15 protein-coding genes are annotated in these 17341 nt (G+C 67.4%); 8 read left to right on the forward strand and 7 right to left on the reverse strand.

The annotated features are described in order from the left end of the window. The first annotated feature begins 47 nt into the window (after nucleotides 1–47). From OJI97_RS08665 to OJI97_RS08685, 5 genes are read left to right on the forward strand one after another with little or no spacing between them, the layout of a single operon-like run. The gene (locus tag OJI97_RS08665; protein WP_297662669.1) at nucleotides 48–2237 is read left to right on the forward strand and encodes a TonB-dependent receptor; all 2190 of its coding nucleotides are present in this window, start codon (nucleotides 48–50) and stop codon (nucleotides 2235–2237) included. Nucleotides 2238–2266: 29 nt separating this feature from the next. Further along, the gene (locus tag OJI97_RS08670) at nucleotides 2267–3298 is read left to right on the forward strand and encodes a DUF1611 domain-containing protein (protein ID WP_297662670.1); all 1032 of its coding nucleotides are present in this window, start codon (nucleotides 2267–2269) and stop codon (nucleotides 3296–3298) included. Beyond that, a complete protein-coding gene (locus OJI97_RS08675) occupies nucleotides 3295–4428 on the forward strand; it encodes a hypothetical protein (protein WP_297662671.1) in 1134 nt (377 codons plus the stop codon). The genes OJI97_RS08670 and OJI97_RS08675 overlap by 4 nt, the downstream gene beginning before the upstream one ends. Continuing rightward, a complete protein-coding gene (locus OJI97_RS08680; protein ID WP_297662672.1) occupies nucleotides 4425–6002 on the forward strand; it encodes a serine hydrolase in 1578 nt (525 codons plus the stop codon). The genes OJI97_RS08675 and OJI97_RS08680 overlap by 4 nt, the downstream gene beginning before the upstream one ends. Continuing rightward, nucleotides 5999–7177, forward strand: a complete 1179-nt coding sequence (locus OJI97_RS08685; RefSeq protein ID WP_297662674.1) for a dipeptidase — start codon at nucleotides 5999–6001, stop codon at nucleotides 7175–7177. The genes OJI97_RS08680 and OJI97_RS08685 overlap by 4 nt, the downstream gene beginning before the upstream one ends. A gap of 36 nt (nucleotides 7178–7213) precedes the next feature. On the opposite strand, the gene OJI97_RS08690 is transcribed toward OJI97_RS08685, so the two are convergent. Continuing rightward, a complete protein-coding gene (locus OJI97_RS08690) occupies nucleotides 7214–7492 on the reverse strand; it encodes a hypothetical protein (protein ID WP_297662676.1) in 279 nt (92 codons plus the stop codon). Beyond that, a complete protein-coding gene (locus tag OJI97_RS08695) occupies nucleotides 7492–8544 on the reverse strand; it encodes a Glu/Leu/Phe/Val dehydrogenase dimerization domain-containing protein (RefSeq protein WP_297662678.1) in 1053 nt (350 codons plus the stop codon). The genes OJI97_RS08690 and OJI97_RS08695 overlap by 1 nt, the downstream gene beginning before the upstream one ends. Before the next feature lie 124 nt (nucleotides 8545–8668). On the opposite strand from OJI97_RS08695, the gene OJI97_RS08700 reads away from it, so the two are divergent. After that, nucleotides 8669–9130 carry an Lrp/AsnC family transcriptional regulator gene (locus tag OJI97_RS08700; protein WP_257548234.1) on the forward strand — a complete coding sequence of 154 codons (462 nt, stop codon included), beginning with the start codon at nucleotides 8669–8671 and terminating at the stop codon, nucleotides 9128–9130. Nucleotides 9131–9133: 3 nt separating this feature from the next. On the opposite strand, the gene OJI97_RS08705 is transcribed toward OJI97_RS08700, so the two are convergent. Genes OJI97_RS08705 through OJI97_RS08720 form a run of 4 tightly spaced genes read right to left on the reverse strand, consistent with a single transcriptional unit; the run spans nucleotide 9134 to nucleotide 13283 of the window. Beyond that, nucleotides 9134–9805: an MnmC family methyltransferase gene (locus OJI97_RS08705; RefSeq protein WP_297662679.1), complete on the reverse strand. Its 672-nt coding sequence runs from the start codon at nucleotides 9803–9805 to the stop codon at nucleotides 9134–9136. Nucleotides 9806–9812: 7 nt separating this feature from the next. Further along, nucleotides 9813–11063, reverse strand: coding sequence for an N-succinylarginine dihydrolase (locus tag OJI97_RS08710; protein WP_297662680.1), 1251 nt, complete (start codon nucleotides 11061–11063; stop codon nucleotides 9813–9815). A gap of 1 nt (nucleotide 11064) precedes the next feature. Continuing rightward, nucleotides 11065–12078, reverse strand: coding sequence for an arginine N-succinyltransferase (locus OJI97_RS08715; RefSeq protein WP_297662682.1), 1014 nt, complete (start codon nucleotides 12076–12078; stop codon nucleotides 11065–11067). Then, a complete protein-coding gene (locus OJI97_RS08720) occupies nucleotides 12075–13283 on the reverse strand; it encodes a hydrolase (RefSeq protein WP_297662684.1) in 1209 nt (402 codons plus the stop codon). The genes OJI97_RS08715 and OJI97_RS08720 overlap by 4 nt, the downstream gene beginning before the upstream one ends. A 513-nt stretch (nucleotides 13284–13796) precedes the next feature. On the opposite strand from OJI97_RS08720, the gene OJI97_RS08725 reads away from it, so the two are divergent. After that, nucleotides 13797–14951 carry a GGDEF domain-containing protein gene (locus tag OJI97_RS08725; protein WP_297662686.1) on the forward strand — a complete coding sequence of 385 codons (1155 nt, stop codon included), beginning with the start codon at nucleotides 13797–13799 and terminating at the stop codon, nucleotides 14949–14951. A gap of 18 nt (nucleotides 14952–14969) precedes the next feature. Here the strand turns inward: OJI97_RS08725 and OJI97_RS08730 are convergent, their stop codons facing one another. Continuing rightward, entirely contained in the window at nucleotides 14970–15383 is a 414-nt protein-coding gene (locus tag OJI97_RS08730; RefSeq protein WP_297662688.1) for a helix-turn-helix domain-containing protein, read from the reverse strand. Nucleotides 15384–15523: 140 nt separating this feature from the next. Here OJI97_RS08730 and OJI97_RS08735 point away from each other — a divergent pair, with 140 nt between their 5' ends. Then, complete coding sequence (locus OJI97_RS08735) at nucleotides 15524–17266, forward strand: chloride channel protein (RefSeq protein WP_297662690.1); 1743 nt, start codon at nucleotides 15524–15526, stop codon at nucleotides 17264–17266. Nucleotides 17267–17341: the final 75 nt, after the last annotated feature.

Here is a 17341-nt window from a genome sequence, read left to right on the forward strand (position 1 = left end):
CTCGCTTTGCAGAGCCCGGCGCTCAGCGGAAAAATTGGGGGCACGTCATGAAACAAGATTTTCTGGTCGCCGGCAGCATCATCGCCCTGGTCATCAGCCTGCCGGCGCAGGCTCAGGAGCGCGACGAGGCCGAAATCGTCGTTACCGCGCAAAAGCGCGAGCAGGCGCTGATCGACGTGCCGCAATCGGTATCGGTGGTGAGCGGCGCTACGCTCGAGAAGCAGCAGGCGGTGACCTTTCAGGATTTCGCAAAGCTCGTTCCCGGGTTGCAGCTCGAACAGAGCAATGCCGGCGAGGGGCGCCTGGTGCTGCGCGGCGTCAACACCGGCGGCGTTGCCTCGACCGTATCGACCTATATTGACGAGACGCCTTTCGGTTCGTCGAGCGGCCAGAACAACGGTGCGATCCTGGCGGGTGAGTTCGATACCTTCGACGTCGATCGCGTCGAAGTGCTTCGCGGACCGCAAGGCACATTGTACGGAGCGAGCTCGCTGGGCGGGGTTCTCAAATTCGTGACCAACCGGCCCGATCCCGGCGCCTTCGAGGCGCGGGTCAGGGGGACGGCCGAAACCACCGACGGCGGCGCCATGTCCTATATGGGGCAGGCGCTGATCAACCTGCCGCTCTCCGACAAGGCGGCGCTACGCGCATCGGGTTTCTATCGATCCTATGGCGGATACATCGACTCGGTCGGGACGGCCGGGTCCGATGTCGAAAAGAATATCAACGGATCGAAGAGCTACGGTGGCCGTATCTCCGCATTGATCGCGCCCAGCGAACGCTTCTCGATCCGGCTGACGGCGCTGCTGCAGGATTTCGACAGCGATAGCGGAAGCACGATCGATGCCGATCCGGCAACGCTCAGCCCGCTTTACGGCGGCCTGACCAAATCGCAATATGTGCCAGAGTTCACCAAGGTCAAATATCGCCTCTACAACGGCACCCTTGACTGGGATTTCGGATTCGCCGAACTGCTATCCTCGACCAGCTATGCCATCCAGGACGTCACGCTTCGTGACGATCTGACCACCGCTTATGGCGCGGCGCTCGGTGTTCCAAGCGACATTGGTCTGGCCCAGATGACCAACCTCACCAAGTGGACGCAGGAAATCCGGCTCCAGTCGCCGGTCGACGACAGCTTCGAATGGCTCGTCGGCGGCTATTACACCCGCGAGAAGGGCGGTATCTTCCAGCGGATCGATCTTTTCGAACCGGGGACGCTCAATGTCGATCCGTTGATGCCGGACGTCGCCGACATCTTCACCACCTCGACCTATAAGGAATATGCGGCCTTCGGTAACGCGACGGTCCACATCGGTCCGCGCTTCGATATCACGCTGGGCGGGCGCTACAGCCATAACAAGCAGTTCGCCGACCAGGGCGGCACCGGGCTGCTTGCGCCCCCGCCGCTCGAATCTACCTCGTCCGAGAATGTTTTCACCTGGTCGGGTTCGGCGAAATACAAGCTGTCGAGCAATATCGCGCTCTACACGCGGGTCGCGAAGGGGTTTCGCCCGGGCGGACCCAACCTGCTGCCACCCAATGTGCCGGCCGGCACGCCGCGAACCTATAGTTCGGATTCGCTGATCAGTTACGAAGCCGGCATCAAGGCGGAGACGGCCGATCGCAGCTTTTCGATCGATGCCGCTGCTTTTCATATCGACTGGACCGACATTCAGCTATTCACGGTGATCAACAATTTCGGCCTCAATGCGAATGGCGGTAAAGCGAAGAGCGACGGGTTCGAATTGACCGCCACGTTCAGGCCGACGCGTGGCTTCGTCTTCTCGCTCAACGGGGCTTATACCAACGCCCGGCTCAAGACCGATACCGATCCCAACGTCGGCGGTCTCGCGGGCGACCGCTTGCCGTTCACGCCGAAGTTTAACGTCAACGCCAATGTCGATTACAACTGGAGCCTCGGCGCCGACAGCGAGGCCTTCGTCGGCGCGTCGCTGCGATCACTCTCGAAGCAGCGCGCCAATTTCGACGCTGGTTTTGGGGCGCTATATGGTCTTGATCGGCCCGTCGTCCCTTCCTACGAAGTGATCGACCTGCGCGCAGGCGTCGATTTCGGGCGTTTCTCGGTCGAAGTCTTTGCGAAAAATCTGGGTAACAGCCGCGGCATCACCGATGTCGGCACGGGCGGCGGCTTGCCCGTCGCACCGAATGGTGCGATCACCACCGGCGTCATCCGGCCACGGACCGTAGGTGTGACGCTGGGGGCCGGATTCTAGATATGTCCATTCCGAAGATCGAGCTATCGATGTCTTCCGGGCCGGAGGGCGTTCCCGCCCTGCCGCAGCCCTATCTCCTCTTCCTCGGCGATACGGTCGAGGCCGGCTATGCCAAGACCGCCTTCGGGCTGGCCGACTGGGCGGCCGACCGCTGCGTCGGCGAATGGTCGGTCGCGGGCTGCACCGTCACCACCGGCCTGCCGCCGATGGCGCCCGCCGAAGCGCGGGCGGCGGGAGCGCGGTCGCTGGTGATCGGGGTCGCCAACCAGGGCGGGGTGATCGGCGAAAGCTGGATCGCAGCGCTCGTCGAGGCGATGGAGGCGGGACTTGACATCGTCAGCGGGCTCCACGCTCGCCTCGCGAGCGTGCCCGCGCTGGCCGAGGCGGCGCGGCGCACCGGACGGCGGCTGATCGACGTCCGCACCCCGCCGCCATCGATCCCGGTCGGCAATGGGCGGAAACGCAGCGGCAAGAGGTTGCTGACGGTCGGCACCGACTGCGCGCTGGGGAAGAAATATACCGCGCTCGCGCTGCACCGCGCTTTCCTCGAACGCGGGATCGCCGCCGATTTCCGCGCGACCGGCCAGACCGGCATCATGATTGCGGGCGGCGGGATGCCGATGGACGCCGTGGTCTCGGATTTCGAGGCGGGCGCGGCGGAGATGCTGAGCCCCGACGCGGCGGCGGACCATTGGGACCTGATCGAGGGGCAGGGGTCGATCTTCAATCCCGCCTATGCCGCGGTGTCGCTCGGCCTGCTTCATGGCAGCCAGCCAGACGTCTTCGTCGTCTGCCATGATCCGACGCGCAAGGTGATCCTGGGGATGGAGAGTTTCGCGCTGCCGACGATCGAGGAGGTGATCGACCTGACGATCCGCCTCGGCAGCCGGACGAACCCGGCGATCCGCTGCGGCGGGGTCTGCCTCAATACCGCGAGCTTCGACGCCGACGGCGCCGAGGCGCTGATGGCGGCCGAGCGCGCGCGGCTCGGGCTGCCGGTCGCCGATCCGATCCGCGGCGGCGCGGGGTTCGACGCGCTCGTGGATGCCATCCTCGCATGACGGCCGGCGCGGCGAACCCCAGCCGGTTCCAGCGCTTCCTGCTCCCCGGCTTCGCGCTGAAGGCCGTGATCATCGGCGGCGGCTATGCGACCGGCCGCGAGCTCGCCGAATATTTCGTGCCCTCGGGGCCGTGGGGCGGGCTTGCCGCGATGCTGCTCGCGACCGGCATCTGGAGCCTCGTCGCCGCGCTGACCTTCGCGCTCGCGCGCCAGCTCGGCGCTTATGACTATCGCGCCTTCTTCAAGGGGCTGCTCGGCCCCGGCTGGATCGCGTTCGAGGCGGCGTATATCATCTTCGTCATCCTGATCCTCGCGGTGTTCGGCGCGGCGGCGGCGGCGATCGGCGCTGCGACCTTCGGCTGGCCCGAATGGGCGGGCGCGCTGCTGCTCGCCGTCCTGATCGTCGCGGTGACCGCGCGCGGGACCGGCGTCGTCGAGCAGATGTTCAAATATGTCTCGATCCTCCTCTACACCGTCTATGCGCTGTTCCTGATCCTCGCGCTCGCGCGCTTCGGCGGGCCGATTGCGGAGGGGTTCGCCGCCGCGCCGCCGCCTTCGGGCGACTGGATGGCGGGGGGCGTCACCTATGCGAGCTATAATATCGTCGGCGCGGTGGTGATCCTGCCGGTGCTTCGGCACCTGACCAGCCAGCGCGACGCGGTGGTCGCGGGGCTGATCGCGGGGCCGCTGTCGATGCTGCCCGCGGTGCTCTTCTTCGTCGCGATGATGGCCTTCTATCCCGCGATCGGCGCCGAGACGCTGCCGTCCGATTTCCTGCTTCGCCAGATGAACGTGCCGGGCTTTCACATCCTGTTTCAGGTGATGATCCTCGCGGCGCTGCTCGAAAGCGGCGCGGGCGCGGTGCACGCGATCAACGAGCGTATCTCGGGCGCTGTCGAGAGCCGTGGGCGCCCCGCGCTCGGCGCCGGGGCGCGGGCGCTGATCGGCGCGGCGATCCTTACCGGCTGCATGTTCGTCGCCGGCGAAATCGGCCTCGTCGACCTGATCGCGAGCGGATATCGCTTCCTTGCCTGGCTGTTCCTCGCCGTCTTCGTCGTGCCGCTGCTCACGCTCGGCACCTGGCGCCTGCTGCGCCCTTCGTCCGCTCCCCCATTGGAGGCCCTGCCATGAAAGTGCTTCGTCTGCTCGCCCTGCCGCTGCTGCTGTCCGTTGCCGCGCCCGCCTGGGCCGACCCGCCCGCCGACATCGGCGAAAGCGTCGAGGCGCTGCGGCAAAAGGTCGGCGCGCCCGGCGTGTCGATCGCGATCGTCGAGGACGGCAAGACCACGCTCGCGCGCGGCTGGGGCGTGCGCAAGCTCGGCGAGAGCGCGCCCATCGACGGCGAGACCATCTTCCAGACCGGGTCGACCGGCAAGGCGATGACCGCCGCGGTGCTGGCGGTGCTCGTCGACGAGGGCCGGATCGCGTGGGACGATCCGGTCATCAAGCATATGCCCTGGTTCCGCATGTACGACCCGTGGGTGACGCGCGAGATCACGATCCGCGACCTGCTCGTCCATCGCAGCGGGCTAGGGCTGGGGCAGGGCGACCTGATGTTCGTGCCGCGCACCAACCTCACCCGCAAGCAGACCGCCGAGCATGTCGCTTTCCTCAAGCCCCGGACGAGTTTCCGTTCGGCCTATGCCTATGACAATATCCTCTACGCCGTCGCGGGGCAGCTCATCGAGGAGGTCACGGGGCAGCGCTGGGAGGATTTCATCCGCGAGCGCGTGCTGCGCGCGGGCGGCATGAAGAATGCGACGAGCGACAGCGAGGATCGCTTCCGCATCCCCAACCGGAGCTGGCCGCACGCGCGCCTGTCGGGCGTGCTGCGCGGGATCGGGCCGCAGCAGGTGCTCGACGAGCGCGACGAACTCGGCCGCAACGGCGCGCCCGCGGGCGGGCTCGCGCTCAGCGCCGAGGATATGGCGGCGTGGCTCAAGATCCAGCTCGCGCACGGCGCGCTCCCCGACGGCAAGCGATTGTTCAGCGAGAAGCAGGCGGCCGAAATGTGGGCGCCGGTGACGCCGATGCCGATCACCCCGCTGCCTGACGCGCTGAAGCCCGCGCAGCCGACGCAGCAGGCCTATGCGCTCGGCTGGCAGGTGCAGGATTATCGCGGCCACCGCATCATCCAGCACGGCGGCGGCGTCTTCGGATCGATCACGCGGGTCGTGATGATCCCCGACAAAAATGTCGGCTTCGCGATCATGATGAACAGCGAGGACAGCGGCATGCTGCTCGGCCTGACTTACGAACTGCTCGACCATTATCTGGACCAGCCCGACTATGGCTGGACCCGGAAATGGGAGGATTGGTATCAGGCGCGGCTCGCGGGCGGGGTCGAATATCTCAAGCAGGCGAAGGCGTCGCCCGCCAAATCGGGGCCGTCGCTGCCGCTCGCGGGCTATGCGGGGCGCTACCGCGATCCCTGGTACGGCGATGTGGTGATCGGGTCGGGGGCGAAGGGGCTGACGATCGATTTCACCTCGACGCCGCGCATGGCAGGGCGGCTCAAGCATTGGCAATATGACAGCTTCATTACCGATTTCGACGATCCGGCGATCGAGCCCGCCTATGTGACCTTCGCGCTCGACGCCGAGGGCAAAGTGACTGGCGTGACGATGAAGGCGGTCAGCCAGATCGCCGATTTCAGCTGGGACTATCAGGACCTCGACCTGAAGCCCGTGGAGGACAAGAAATGAAACGCATCGCCATTCTGCTCGCCGCGACCGCGCTCGCCGCCTGTTCGAGCGGCGGCGACAAGCCGAAGCCGTCCGAAGCGCCGCTGCACAGCCGGATGCTCGTGCTCGACACCCACCTCGACACCCCGCTCCATTTCGAGCGGCAGGGGTGGAATTTCGCCGATCGCCACGACCTCGCGACCGACCTGTCGCAGCTCGACATCCCGCGGATGAAGGACGGCAATCTCGATGGCGGCTTCTTCGCGATCTACACCGATCAGGGACCGCTGACCGCCGCAGGCTATGCGGCGGCGCTCGCCCATGCCCGCAAGCGGTCGGATGCGATCGACAAGATGATCGCCGACAATAGCGGTGCGATCGGTGCCGCGCGCACCGCCGACGATGCGCGACGGCTGAACAAGGAAGGCAAGCTCGTCGCCTTCAAGTCGATCGAGAACAGCTATCCGCTGGGCGAGGATCTGTCGCTGCTCAAGGAGTTCTACGACAAGGGCGTTCGGCTCGCGGGGCCGGTGCACGGGGCGAACAACCAGTTCGCCGACAGCGCGACCGACAAGCCGCGCTGGAACGGTCTCAGCCCGCTCGGCAAGCAATGGGTCGCGGAGATGAACCGGCTCGGCATCGTCATCGACGCGAGCCATTCGTCCGACGCGACCTTCGACCAGCTTCTCGCGCTGTCGAAATATCCGATCCTCCTCTCGCACTCGAGCCTGCGCTCGGCGCATAATCACCCGCGCAACCTCGATGAGGGGCGGCTGAAGGCGCTCGCGGCGAAGGGCGGCGCGATGTGCATCTCGACCATCTATATGTCGGAGATGATCCTGTCGCCCGCGCGCGCGAAGCTGTTCGCCGACTATGAGCGGATCGGCGAGTTGAGCCCCGCAGCGCAGGCCGACCTCACCCGCCAATGGCGCGAACTCGACAAGACCGAAACGATGTGGGCGGCGGACTTCGAGGATTATATGAAGATGGTGCTGCGCGCGATCGAGGTCGGCGGCGTCGATCATATCTGCTTCGGCGCCGACTGGGACGGCGGCGGCGGCCTCAAAGGCATCGAGGACATCACCGCGCTCCCCAAGGTCACCGAGCGGCTGAAGGCGGCGGGCTATTCGGACGCCGACATCGAGAAGATGTGGAGCGGCAACATCCTCCGCGTCCTCGCGGCGCAAGGGAAATAACTCTCATCCGCCGAAAGGCCGATGACTCACCGTGTTTCAAGCGGCTGCGGCGAGATTCCGGCCTTCGCCGGAATGACGAATATCGTCTTCCGTGCACAGCTCTATTGTGACGACCGCGACCGTCTCGCCCAGCTTGGCGGCGATGACGGCGGCGCGGGTGTCGTCGAGACCGGCGACGGCTACCTCGATTTGCAGGCACCCGCTGCCTGCCTCCATCCGCATCACCGACGGCACGATCGCCCGCTGCGCGAAGACGCCCGCGATGCGCGGAAGCGATTGCGGATCGGGAAGCGCGTCGATCCGAAACCGATGCATCAGGCCGCGACCCGCTCGGCGCCCGCGATGACCTCTTCGGCCATTTCGTCGGCGACCGCCGCGGGCGAGCGGCCCTCGCGCACGGCGCGGTCGAGCAGCGCGGCGACGCGCGGCGCGATCTGTCCCACGCGGGCTTCGACGTCGCTTTCGTCCTCGCCCAGATATTCGGCCGATACGCTGATGATCCCGCCCGCGTTGACGACATAGTCGGGCGCATAGGCGATGCCGCGGTCGCGCAGCATGTCGCCGACTTCGGGCGCGGCGAGCTGGTTGTTCGCCGCGCCGCAGACGAGCTTCGCCTTCATCGCGCGGACGCTGTCGCGATTGAGCACGCCGCCGAGCGCGCAGGGCGCGAAGATTTCGGCCTGCACCGACGCGATCGCATCGACGTCGACGACCTTGGCGCCCAGGATTGCGGCGAGCCGGTCGCGGCGCGCCGGGTTCGGATCGGCGATCACCAGCCGCGCGCCCGCATCGGACAGGCGGCGGCACAGGTCGGCGCCGACATTCCCCGTTCCCTGCACCGCGACCGTCAGCCCGGCGAGGTCGGTGTCGAGCGCGAAACGCGCCGCCGCGCGCATCGATTCGAAGACTCCGCGCGCGGTCCACGGCGACGGATCGCCCCCGGCGCGGCCAGCGGCGGGCGGGAGGCCCGCGACGTGGCGCGTCGTGCCGGCGACTTCCTGCATGTCGGCGACCGACGTCCCGACATCCTCGGCGGTTACATAGAGGCCGCCGAGCTGCTCGACCGCGCGGCCGAAGGCGCGGAACAGCTTGGCGCGGTCGAAATCGCCCGCGGGTTTGCGCAGCACCGCCTTGGCGCCGCCCAGCGGCAGGCCGGCGAGGGCATTCTTGTAGCTCATGCCCTCGGCGAGGCGCAGCGCGTCGGCGAGCGCTTCGTCGATACCGGCATAGGTCCAGAAGCGGCAGCCGCCGGCGCCGGGGCCGAGCGTCGTCGAATGGATCGCAATCACGCCGTCGAGCCCGCTCTCGGCATCGTGCAGGCGGACGCATTCGACCGGCGGGGTCAGGCGGGCGGGGCGGGCAACCATGAATCTCTCCTTTGATGAGGCGCGGAAGATGGCATGGGTGCTGCGGGTAATCTCGGTCGCTTTTCGGGGCGGACTGGCAAAATATGGGATGTTTATTCCTAAATATTTGTCATATAGGAAATGAATGACCGATCTTGATCCGTTCGAGATAAAAATCCTCCGCGAGATGCAGCGTGACGCGAGCCAGACGACCGCCGAGATCGCCGAGCGCGTCGGCCTGTCGGTGTCACCCTGCTGGCGCCGCATCGACCGGCTCGAGCGCGAGGGCTTCATCCGCAAGCGTGTCGCGCTGATCGACCGGCGCCGCGTCGGGCTCAACGCGCATGTCTTCGCGCAGGTGAAGCTCAACGCCCACGGCCGCGCCAATCTCGACGAATTCAGCGCGGCGATCCGCGGCTTTCCCGAAGTGCTCGATGCCTATGTGCTGATGGGCACGACCGATTTCATGCTGCGCATCGTCGCGAAGGACATCGACGCCTATGAGCGTTTCTTCTTCGACCAGCTCAGCAAATTGCCGGGCATTCAGGAGATCAACTCGACCGTCGCGCTGTCAGAGATCAAGGCGACGACCGAATTGCCGCTGTAAGGTCTATCCTGCCCGCGCGAACCAGATGACGTGCCGCGCCCCCTTGCCGCTCGCGCGGGCGCGGACACCGACCTCCTCGACCCGAAAGCCCGCCGCCGTGAGGCGCTTCGCGAAGCGTGCGTCGGGGGCGGCCGACCAGATCGCCAATAGTCCGCCCGGCCGCAGCGCCGCCTTTGCCTTCGCCAGACCTGCGGGCGAATAAAGGCGGTCGTTCGCGGGGTGCGTCAGCCCGTCGGGGCCGTTGTCGACGTCGAGCAGGATTGCGTCGTAGCGGCCGGACGCTGCCGCGATCGCCGCGCCGACATCCTGGATGACCAACTCGACGCGCGGATCATCGAGGCACCCCGCCGCCAGCTCCGCCATCGGCCCGCGCGCCCAGTCGACGATCGCGGGGACCAGTTCGGCGACGGTGACCTTCGCTTTCGGGCCCAGCATCGCCAGCGCGGCGCGCAGCGTGAAGCCCATGCCATAGCCGCCGATCAGCAGATGCGCGGTATCGGGATCGCGCAACCGTTCGCAGCTCATCACCGCGAGCGCTTCCTCCGAACCGCTCATCCGGCTGCTCATCAGCTCGTTGCCGCCGATCGCGATGATATGGTCGCCGCCGCGCCGGAACAGGCGCAGCGTCTCGCCGCCCGGGATCGCGGCGGTATCGATCAGCTCGCGGATTTTCACCCGGCGGTCAGTTCAGTTCGCCAAGACCGAGCGCATCCAGCAGCGCCGCGCGCGCCTGCCGCACGTCGGCGACGAGCGCCGCCGATGCGAGGTCGCCGGGCGCGATCGCCTCGGGCCAACGCGTCGTCACCACCTCGGCGATGCGATCGAGCTTGGCCGCGTCGGCGAGGAAGCGCGGATCGACGCGCGCCGGATCGGCGACGACGCGCAGGCGCAGGCAGGCAGGACCGCCGCCGTTCGCCATCGACTGGCGGACGTCGACAGGCAGCAGGCGGCGGATCGGCCCGTTGCCCGCGACATGCGCCTCAAGCCAGTCCCAGACCGGCTTGATTTCGCGCGCCTCGGTCGGCAGCACCAGCCCCATGCCACCGTTATCGGGCAGGCTGACGAGCTGCGCATTGAACAGATAGGATTTGATCGCCTCGGGCAGGCTGACCGCGCTCGCGGGCACCTCGACGATCTCGACCTCGGGAAAGGCGGCGCGGATTTGCGCGTGCGCGCCTTCGCGGTCCTCGAACGCGGTCTCGTGGGTGAACAGCACCCGCTCGTTCGCGACCGCGACGACGTCGTTGTGGAAAGCACCGCCCTGGATCGCGGTGTCCGACTGGCGGATGAAGAGCGTGCGCGCGGGGTCGAGCCGATGCTTGCGCGCGATCGCTTTCGACGCGTCGAGATGCTGGCGTGCCGGAAAGCGGCCGCCGCCGACGCCATAGACGAAAATCTCGACCCCCGGCGATCCGTGTCCGGCGCAGAGTCGCATATGGTTCGCCGCGCCTTCGTCGCCGAAGGGGGCGGGGATGGGGCCGTGCACGACGAACGCCGGATCGGCGAAGGCGAGGCGAAGCTGCGCGAGCGTTCCCGGCCATTCGTGGCTGCGATGCGGCATGGTGACGAGGTTGGCCACGGTCAGATGACATTTGCCGTCGGAGCTGTCGGGGGCGGGGGAGACGGTCGCGGCGTTCGCCGCCCACATCGACGAGGCCGACCAGGCCTGCGCACGGAGATGCGCTTCCGCGCCGTCGAGCGTCGTGCCGAGGGTTTCGAGCCACGGCGCGTCGGGACGATCCAGCGGCATGAAGAAGCCCTGCGGCAGGCCGAGCGCGATATTGTGGCGCATCTTCTCGATGCCCTGCAGCGCCGCGGCGCGCGGCTGCGACACGTCGCCGGCGTTGCTCGCCGAGGCGATATTGCCGCGGCTGAGGCCGGCATAATTGTGGGTCGGGCCGATGATCCCGTCGAAATTGATTTCGGTGAGCATGTCAGCGCTCGATCCAGCTTATCGCGTCACCGACCCCGACACCCAATATCCGCGCTGCCTCGGCGTCGATCGTGCCGTCGGCGCCCATGCGTCCGAAGCAGCAGCGGAAATCGGCGAGCTGGCCGGTGGCGATCAGGGCGTCCGCGACGCCCCCGTCTCCACCATCGCCGATCGCCGTCACCGCGACATGCTTCGCATCGCGGATGCTCGCGACCTGATCGGTGCGCGCGGTCATCGTCGGACCGCCGTCGAAGATGTCGATATAATTTTCGAAGGCGAAGCCCTCATTCTCCAGCATCCGCATCGCGGCGCGGCCCGTCGGATGCGGAACGCCGATCACCGCGCGCGCGGTTTCGGGGAGCATCGCGATATAGACGGGATGCTTGGGCATCAGGTCGGCGATAAACTGGTTGCCGTGCACCGCGTTGAACTGATCGGCCTCCTGGAAATTCATCCCGAAGAATTTGCCCGCGACCCCGTCCCAGAAGGGCGAGCCGCCCGCTTCGTCGATCACGCCGCGCAGCTCGGCGAGGATGCGGTCGGCGAAGCGCGCGCGGTGGCGCGCGATGAACAGATAGCGCGAGCGCGCGAGCAGCAGCCCGAGCCCGCCGGCGCGCGCCGCGGGGTGAAGGAACAGCCCGCCGACCTCGCTCGCGCCGTTAAGGTCGTTGCTGAGCATCAGCACCTGCGCGTGGAAGGTCCGGTCGAGTTGCTCGCTATGCTTGCTGTCGGTGCCGATGCGATAGGAATAGAATGGCCAGCGCTGGCCGACCTGCCCGAAGATCTGGCAGGTGCCGCGCACCTCGCCGTTGTCCATGTCCTCGAGCACCATCAGATAAAGGTCGTCGCCGGGCTGGTCCTTGTCCGACGCAAAACCGGCCTCGGCGCGCTCGAGCTTGGCGCGCAGCGCCTGCCGGTCGGGGGGCAGGTTGGTAAAGCCGCCGCCGGTCAGCTTCGCCATTTCGTAGATGCTTTGGAGATCGCCCGGTTTGGCCGCCCGGATCACATAGGTCACACAGTCCCCCGTTCCGCTATTTTCAACAAGGTGAGCGCCGACAGCCGCGCCCGTTCGGCGAGGCTGTCGACGATCAGAAATTCGTCCGACGAATGGATGGCGCCGCCGCGCGGACCCATGGTGTCGACGACGGGCACCCCGCACGCCGCGATGTTATTGCCGTCGCAGACGCCGCCGGTCGCGTTCCAGCCGATCGTCAGGCCGAGCGTCGCGCCGCAGTCGCGTACCAATTCGAAGAGGCGCGTCGCGGCGGGATCGAGCGGTTTGGGCGGGCGGTTGAAATTGCCGTGGAGGTGGCAATGCACGTCATGGTCGCGCGAGATGGCGGCGATCGCATCGCGTAGCGCCGCTTCGGCGGCGGCCATGGCATCGGGGGTCATCGGGCGCATGTTGACGCGGAGGATCGCCTGATCGGGAACGACATTGTTCGGCCCGCCACCGTCGATCTTGGCCGGATTGACCTTGAGGTCCGCGGATTTCAGTGCGTTCAGCCGCAGCGCGAGGTCGGCGGCGGCGACGAGCGCGTTGCGTCCCTCGTCGGGATTGCGCCCGGCGTGCGCCGAACGGCCGTGGATCAGCACCGAAAAATTGCCGCTTCCCGGCCGCGCACCCGCGAGCGTGCCGTCGGGAAGCGCGGGTTCGTATGTCAGCGCCGCGGTCTTGCCTCTTGCCAGCTCGGCGATCAGCGCTGCTGAGGCGTGGCTGCCGGTCTCCTCGTCGCTGTTGATCATCACGTCATAGCCGACGCGCGCCGCGAGCGGCGAGGCTTCGAGCGCGCTCAGCGCCGCGAGGATCACCGCGATACCGCCCTTCATGTCGGCGGTGCCGGGGCCGTTCAGCACGCCGGGCTCCAGCCATTGCAGCGACTGGAAGGGGTGATCGGCGGCGAACACCGTGTCCATATGGCCGGTGAGCAGCAGTTGCACCGGCGCCTCGGGCCGGACGCGGAGGTGAAGATGATCGCCGCGCTGGGTCGTCCGGACGGTCCCGGCGGCATCGACGCTCTCGACCGGGTCGGGTGCGACGAGCCGCACCGCGCCGGGCAAGACCGCGAAGGCGTCGGCAAGCAGGCCCGCGACGGTCCCCAGCCCGGCCAGATTGCCGGTGCCGCTGTTCACCGCCGCCCATTGCTCGACCTGCGCCAGCATCGGGGCATCGGCGGCGCGTTCGAGGGTCGCGCTTTCGCTTGCGGTGAGGGTGGTCATGGCGTGGCTATAGCGGGCGGCGAGAGGCTTTTGCACCCCCGCCCGGCATTTTGTTGCCGCGATACCGTAAGTCACTGATGCCGCGCGCCCGCGCCCTTAATCCCCCCCTTGCGAATCCTCTGCCGATCGACGCCGTTAACCAAAAGTTCGTGGCCGTTCCGATAGGGTCAGGACCCGTTCAATAGGCGTTCGAGGTTTGAAGCGATTTTGCTCAGGGCGAGGAGGCAAGGCGTAGGAATATGTCGATATTTCAAGACTTGCCGACGAAGCCATGGGCAAAATCGATCAAATCGCGAAGGGACGCCGAAATGGCTTCGATCTCGGGTCCGCGCGGCCTTGCGGGTAGCGATGCTACCCGCTGCACCCACCCGAACCCGATACCTTCGCCATTTCGACGCCTCGAACGCCTATTGAACGGGTCCTGACCCTCGCCGCGCCGGAGCAATGATGAGTGGATCGATGACTGCTGCCTTCGTGCTTGGCATCAATATGGCCGTTGCGGGCATCTTTGCCGTGGCTTTCGCCGTTGTCGCGGCAACGAACCGGAGCGCGCGCGGCGCGCGGTGGCTGGCGCTCGGCTGCGGCATGGGAATCGTCAATGCCGGGCTGGAGTTTCTGCTCCGGCAACAGGCCGATCCGGTGCCGGTCGGCATCTGCATCTTCCTCGTCTTTCTGTCGGCGCTCAGCTTCGCGCTGATCGGGGTCGCGCGCCACTATCGCGTTCGGCCGCCGTGGACCGCGATGACGGCGATCTGGATCGTCACGATCCTGCTGGTGCCGGTCATTTTCAGCATGACCTATGGTTCGCTGTTGTGGCGGGCGCTCTATCAGCTTCCCTATTTCGCCATGCAGGCGCTGTTCGGTATCATGATCTGGCGCTCGGGCTGCCGGCAGCCGCTCGACCTTCTGCTGGTCGCGCTGCAGGCGGTCGCGGCGGTGATTTATCTGCTCAAGCCGCTGTTCGCCATGCTGGTGGGGACAGCGCGCACCCCGCAGGATTATATGGCGACGACCTATGCTGCGATCTCGCAAAGCGGCAGCGTGGTGGTGCTGATCGCGACCGGACTCGTCATGCTGTTGGTGATGATGCGCGACACGACGGCCGAGATGATCGCCCGTTCCGAAACCGATCCGCTGTCGGGCGTTCTGAACCGGCGTGGCTTCGAACGTCATACCGAAGCCGCGCTCACGCGGGCCGGCGAGAGTGGGGGCAATGGCGGGGACGATGATCGGGGCAAGGCGGTGCTGATCGCCGCCGACCTCGATCATTTCAAGCAGATCAACGACAGTTTCGGCCATGCGGCGGGCGACGGCGTGATCGCGCATTTCGCCGCGATGCTGGCCGAGGCCGCGCCGCCCGGCGCCATCGTCGGCCGCGTCGGGGGAGAAGAGTTCGCCGTCCTGCTGCCCGGCGCCTTATTGTCCGACGGCCGGCTCTATGCCGAGGCGGTGCGCGCGGCCTTCGCCGCGGCGGAACTGCCGGTGCTCGGCGTCGATCGCCGGTTCAGCGCTTCCTTCGGCGTCGCGCAATTGCTGCCGGCGGAGGCCTTGCCCGGCCTGTTCCACCGCGCCGACACCGCGCTCTACCGCGCGAAGGCGGGCGGGCGGAACCGCGTCCGCGTCGCGCTCGGCGACCTGCCGCCGACGCCGGTGCGCGGCGCCGCCTGACTGGGGTTTTCCCCCGCCTTATCCGATCGCCGCGAGCATGGTTTCCAGCATTGGGCGCATTCGCCGGATTTCGTCCCGATGCGCCGCCGACAGCGCCGCCAGCGCGTCGCGCGCCTTGCCGGTCAGCCGCAGCCGCGCGCGGCGCCGGTCGTCGGTCGCGGCGATCCGTTCGATCCAGCCCTGATCGGCCAAGCGGCCCACCAGCCCCGTCGCGCTGTGCGGTTTGAGCATCAGCCGCCGCGCGACGTCACCGATCGTCGGCAGATCCGGCCCGGCGCCGCGAATCGCGAGCAGCGCCTGATGCTGCTGCGGGGTCAGTCCCTGTTCGATCGCGCGCGCCTCGCTGAAGGCATGGAATTGCCGCAGCGCGTGGCGGAACTCGGCAAGCGCGGCATAATCGGGATCGGTCAGCGGGGCGGTCGGGTCGACCATTGGCGAAGCTCCATTGAATTATATCGTATTGCGATATAATGGCGCCGGCATTCATAGGATATGGTGATTTTGGACTGATATCTCGGTCCATTCGTGTCGAGCGAAGTCACCATGCTCCCGCAACCAGCTTTGGAATCGACATGCCCGCACCCCCCTCCGCCGCCTATAAACTCGCGGATCACAGCGCCGACCGGCGGATGCTGCTGCTCGCGGGGCTGGCGCTCGCGATCGGGGCGGGCGCTGCGGGCGGTGCCTGGGTGCTGCTCAAATCGATCGCGCTCGCAACCAACCTTTTCTGGTTCGGCCGCTTCTCCTTCGCCGCAACCGCGATCACCGACGCGTCGGTCGGCCTGTTCATCGTCGTCATTCCGGTGATCGGGGCGCTGATGATCGGGGTGATGGCGCGCTTTGGCTCGGACAAGATCCGCGGCCACGGCATTCCCGAAGCGATCGAGGCGATCCTTTATGGCCAGAGCCGCCTGTCGCCGAAGGTCGCGGTGCTGAAACCGATCTCGGCGGCGATCTCGATCGGCAGCGGCGGGCCGTTCGGCGCGGAGGGGCCGATCATCATGACCGGCGGTGCGATCGGCTCGCTGTTCGCGCAGCGCTTCCGCCTCAGCGCCGCCGAGCGCAAGACGCTGCTGGTGGCGGGCGCCGGGGCGGGGATGACCGCGATCTTCGGCACCCCGCTCGCGGCGATCCTGCTGGCGCTGGAGGTGTTGCTGTTCGAATGGAAGCCGCGCAGCTTCGTCCCCGTCGTCGTCGCTGTGCTCGTCGCGATGGGCGTCCGCCCGCTGCTGATCGGCAGCGAGCCGATGTTCCCGCTCGCCGCATCGCTGCCGCCCGCCGGATCGGCGCTGCCGGTCGCGGCGATCCTCGGCATCGCCGTCGGGCTGGAGGCGGCGCTGCTGTCGGTGCTGCTTTACCGGATCGAGGACGGCTTTCATCGCCTGCCGGTCCACTGGATGTGGTGGCCCGCGATCGGCGCGGTGGTGGTCGGGCTGGGCGGGCTGATCGACGCGCATGTCCTCGGCGCCGGCTATGGCAGTATCCAGGCGCTGCTCGACGGAACGCTCGCGATGCGCGTCGTCGTCGCGCTGCTGGTGGTCAAGGCGGTGGTGTGGCTCTTCGCACTGGGATCGGGGACGTCGGGCGGCATCCTCGCGCCGCTGCTGATCCTCGGCGGTGCGGCGGGGGCGCTCGCGGGGCATATGTGGCTCGGCAATCCGGGCGTCTGGGCGCTGGTCGGCATGGCCGGAATCCTGAGCGGCGCGATGCGCGCGCCGCTGACCGGCGCGCTGTTCGCGGTCGAGGTGACGGGCATGTACGGCGCGCTGCCGCTGACCATCGCGGCCGCGTGCGGCGCCTATGCGGTCAGCGTGCTCCTGATGCAGCGCTCGATCCTCACCGAGAAGATCGCGCGGCGCGGGCGGCATATCCGGCAGGAATATGTCGTCGACCCGATGGATCTGGTGCAGGCGCGCGACTTGATGACGCCGCAGCCCGCGACGCTGCCCGGAACGATGGCGGCGGGCGACGTCCTCGACTTCTTCGCCGAAAGCGCCGAACATCGCAGCTATCCGGTGGTCGATGACCAGGGACGGCTGCTTGGCCTGGTGTCGCGCAGCGACGTGCTCGAATGGCGCGTGGCCGACATGCCGTCCGACCGCACCCTCGCCGACCTCGTCTCCGACGCCGCGCAGCCGGTCGCCCACGCCGACGCGCCGATCGGGCAGATCGCCGACATGATCGTCGAAACCGGGGTGGGGCGCATTCCGATCGTCGATCCGGCGACGCGCAAGGTGCTGGGCATATTGTCGCGCCACGATTTGCTCAAGGCGCGCCGCGACCATCGGAGGGCGGAGACGGCGCGGTCGCGATAGGGTGATCGATTTTGTTTCTTCGTCACCCCGGACTTGATCCGGGGTCCCGCTCAGCGACGGTGACAAGCGGGACCC

The sequence above is a fragment of the Sphingopyxis sp. genome, assembly GCF_025869345.1.
In the GTDB taxonomy this organism is placed as follows: domain Bacteria; phylum Pseudomonadota; class Alphaproteobacteria; order Sphingomonadales; family Sphingomonadaceae; genus Sphingopyxis.

Bases quoted from the DNA above. Each gene is read 5' to 3' on its own strand.
- OJI97_RS08665 (WP_297662669.1), top strand. From the start codon at position 48: ATGAAACAAGATTTTCTGGTCGCCGGCAGCATCATCGCCCTGGTCATC.
- OJI97_RS08675 (WP_297662671.1), top strand. From the start codon at position 3,295: ATGACGGCCGGCGCGGCGAACCCCAGCCGGTTCCAGCGCTTCCTGCTC.
- OJI97_RS08735 (WP_297662690.1), top strand. From the start codon at position 15,524: ATGCCCGCACCCCCCTCCGCCGCCTATAAACTCGCGGATCACAGCGCC.
- OJI97_RS08685 (WP_297662674.1), top strand. From the start codon at position 5,999: ATGAAACGCATCGCCATTCTGCTCGCCGCGACCGCGCTCGCCGCCTGT.
- OJI97_RS08670 (WP_297662670.1), top strand. From the start codon at position 2,267: ATGTCTTCCGGGCCGGAGGGCGTTCCCGCCCTGCCGCAGCCCTATCTC.
- OJI97_RS08695 (WP_297662678.1), bottom strand. From the start codon at position 8,544: ATGGTTGCCCGCCCCGCCCGCCTGACCCCGCCGGTCGAATGCGTCCGC.
- OJI97_RS08720 (WP_297662684.1), bottom strand. From the start codon at position 13,283: ATGACCACCCTCACCGCAAGCGAAAGCGCGACCCTCGAACGCGCCGCC.
- OJI97_RS08710 (WP_297662680.1), bottom strand. From the start codon at position 11,063: ATGCTCACCGAAATCAATTTCGACGGGATCATCGGCCCGACCCACAAT.
- OJI97_RS08730 (WP_297662688.1), bottom strand. From the start codon at position 15,383: ATGGTCGACCCGACCGCCCCGCTGACCGATCCCGATTATGCCGCGCTT.
- OJI97_RS08700 (WP_257548234.1), top strand. From the start codon at position 8,669: ATGACCGATCTTGATCCGTTCGAGATAAAAATCCTCCGCGAGATGCAG.
- OJI97_RS08680 (WP_297662672.1), top strand. From the start codon at position 4,425: ATGAAAGTGCTTCGTCTGCTCGCCCTGCCGCTGCTGCTGTCCGTTGCC.
- OJI97_RS08690 (WP_297662676.1), bottom strand. From the start codon at position 7,492: ATGCATCGGTTTCGGATCGACGCGCTTCCCGATCCGCAATCGCTTCCG.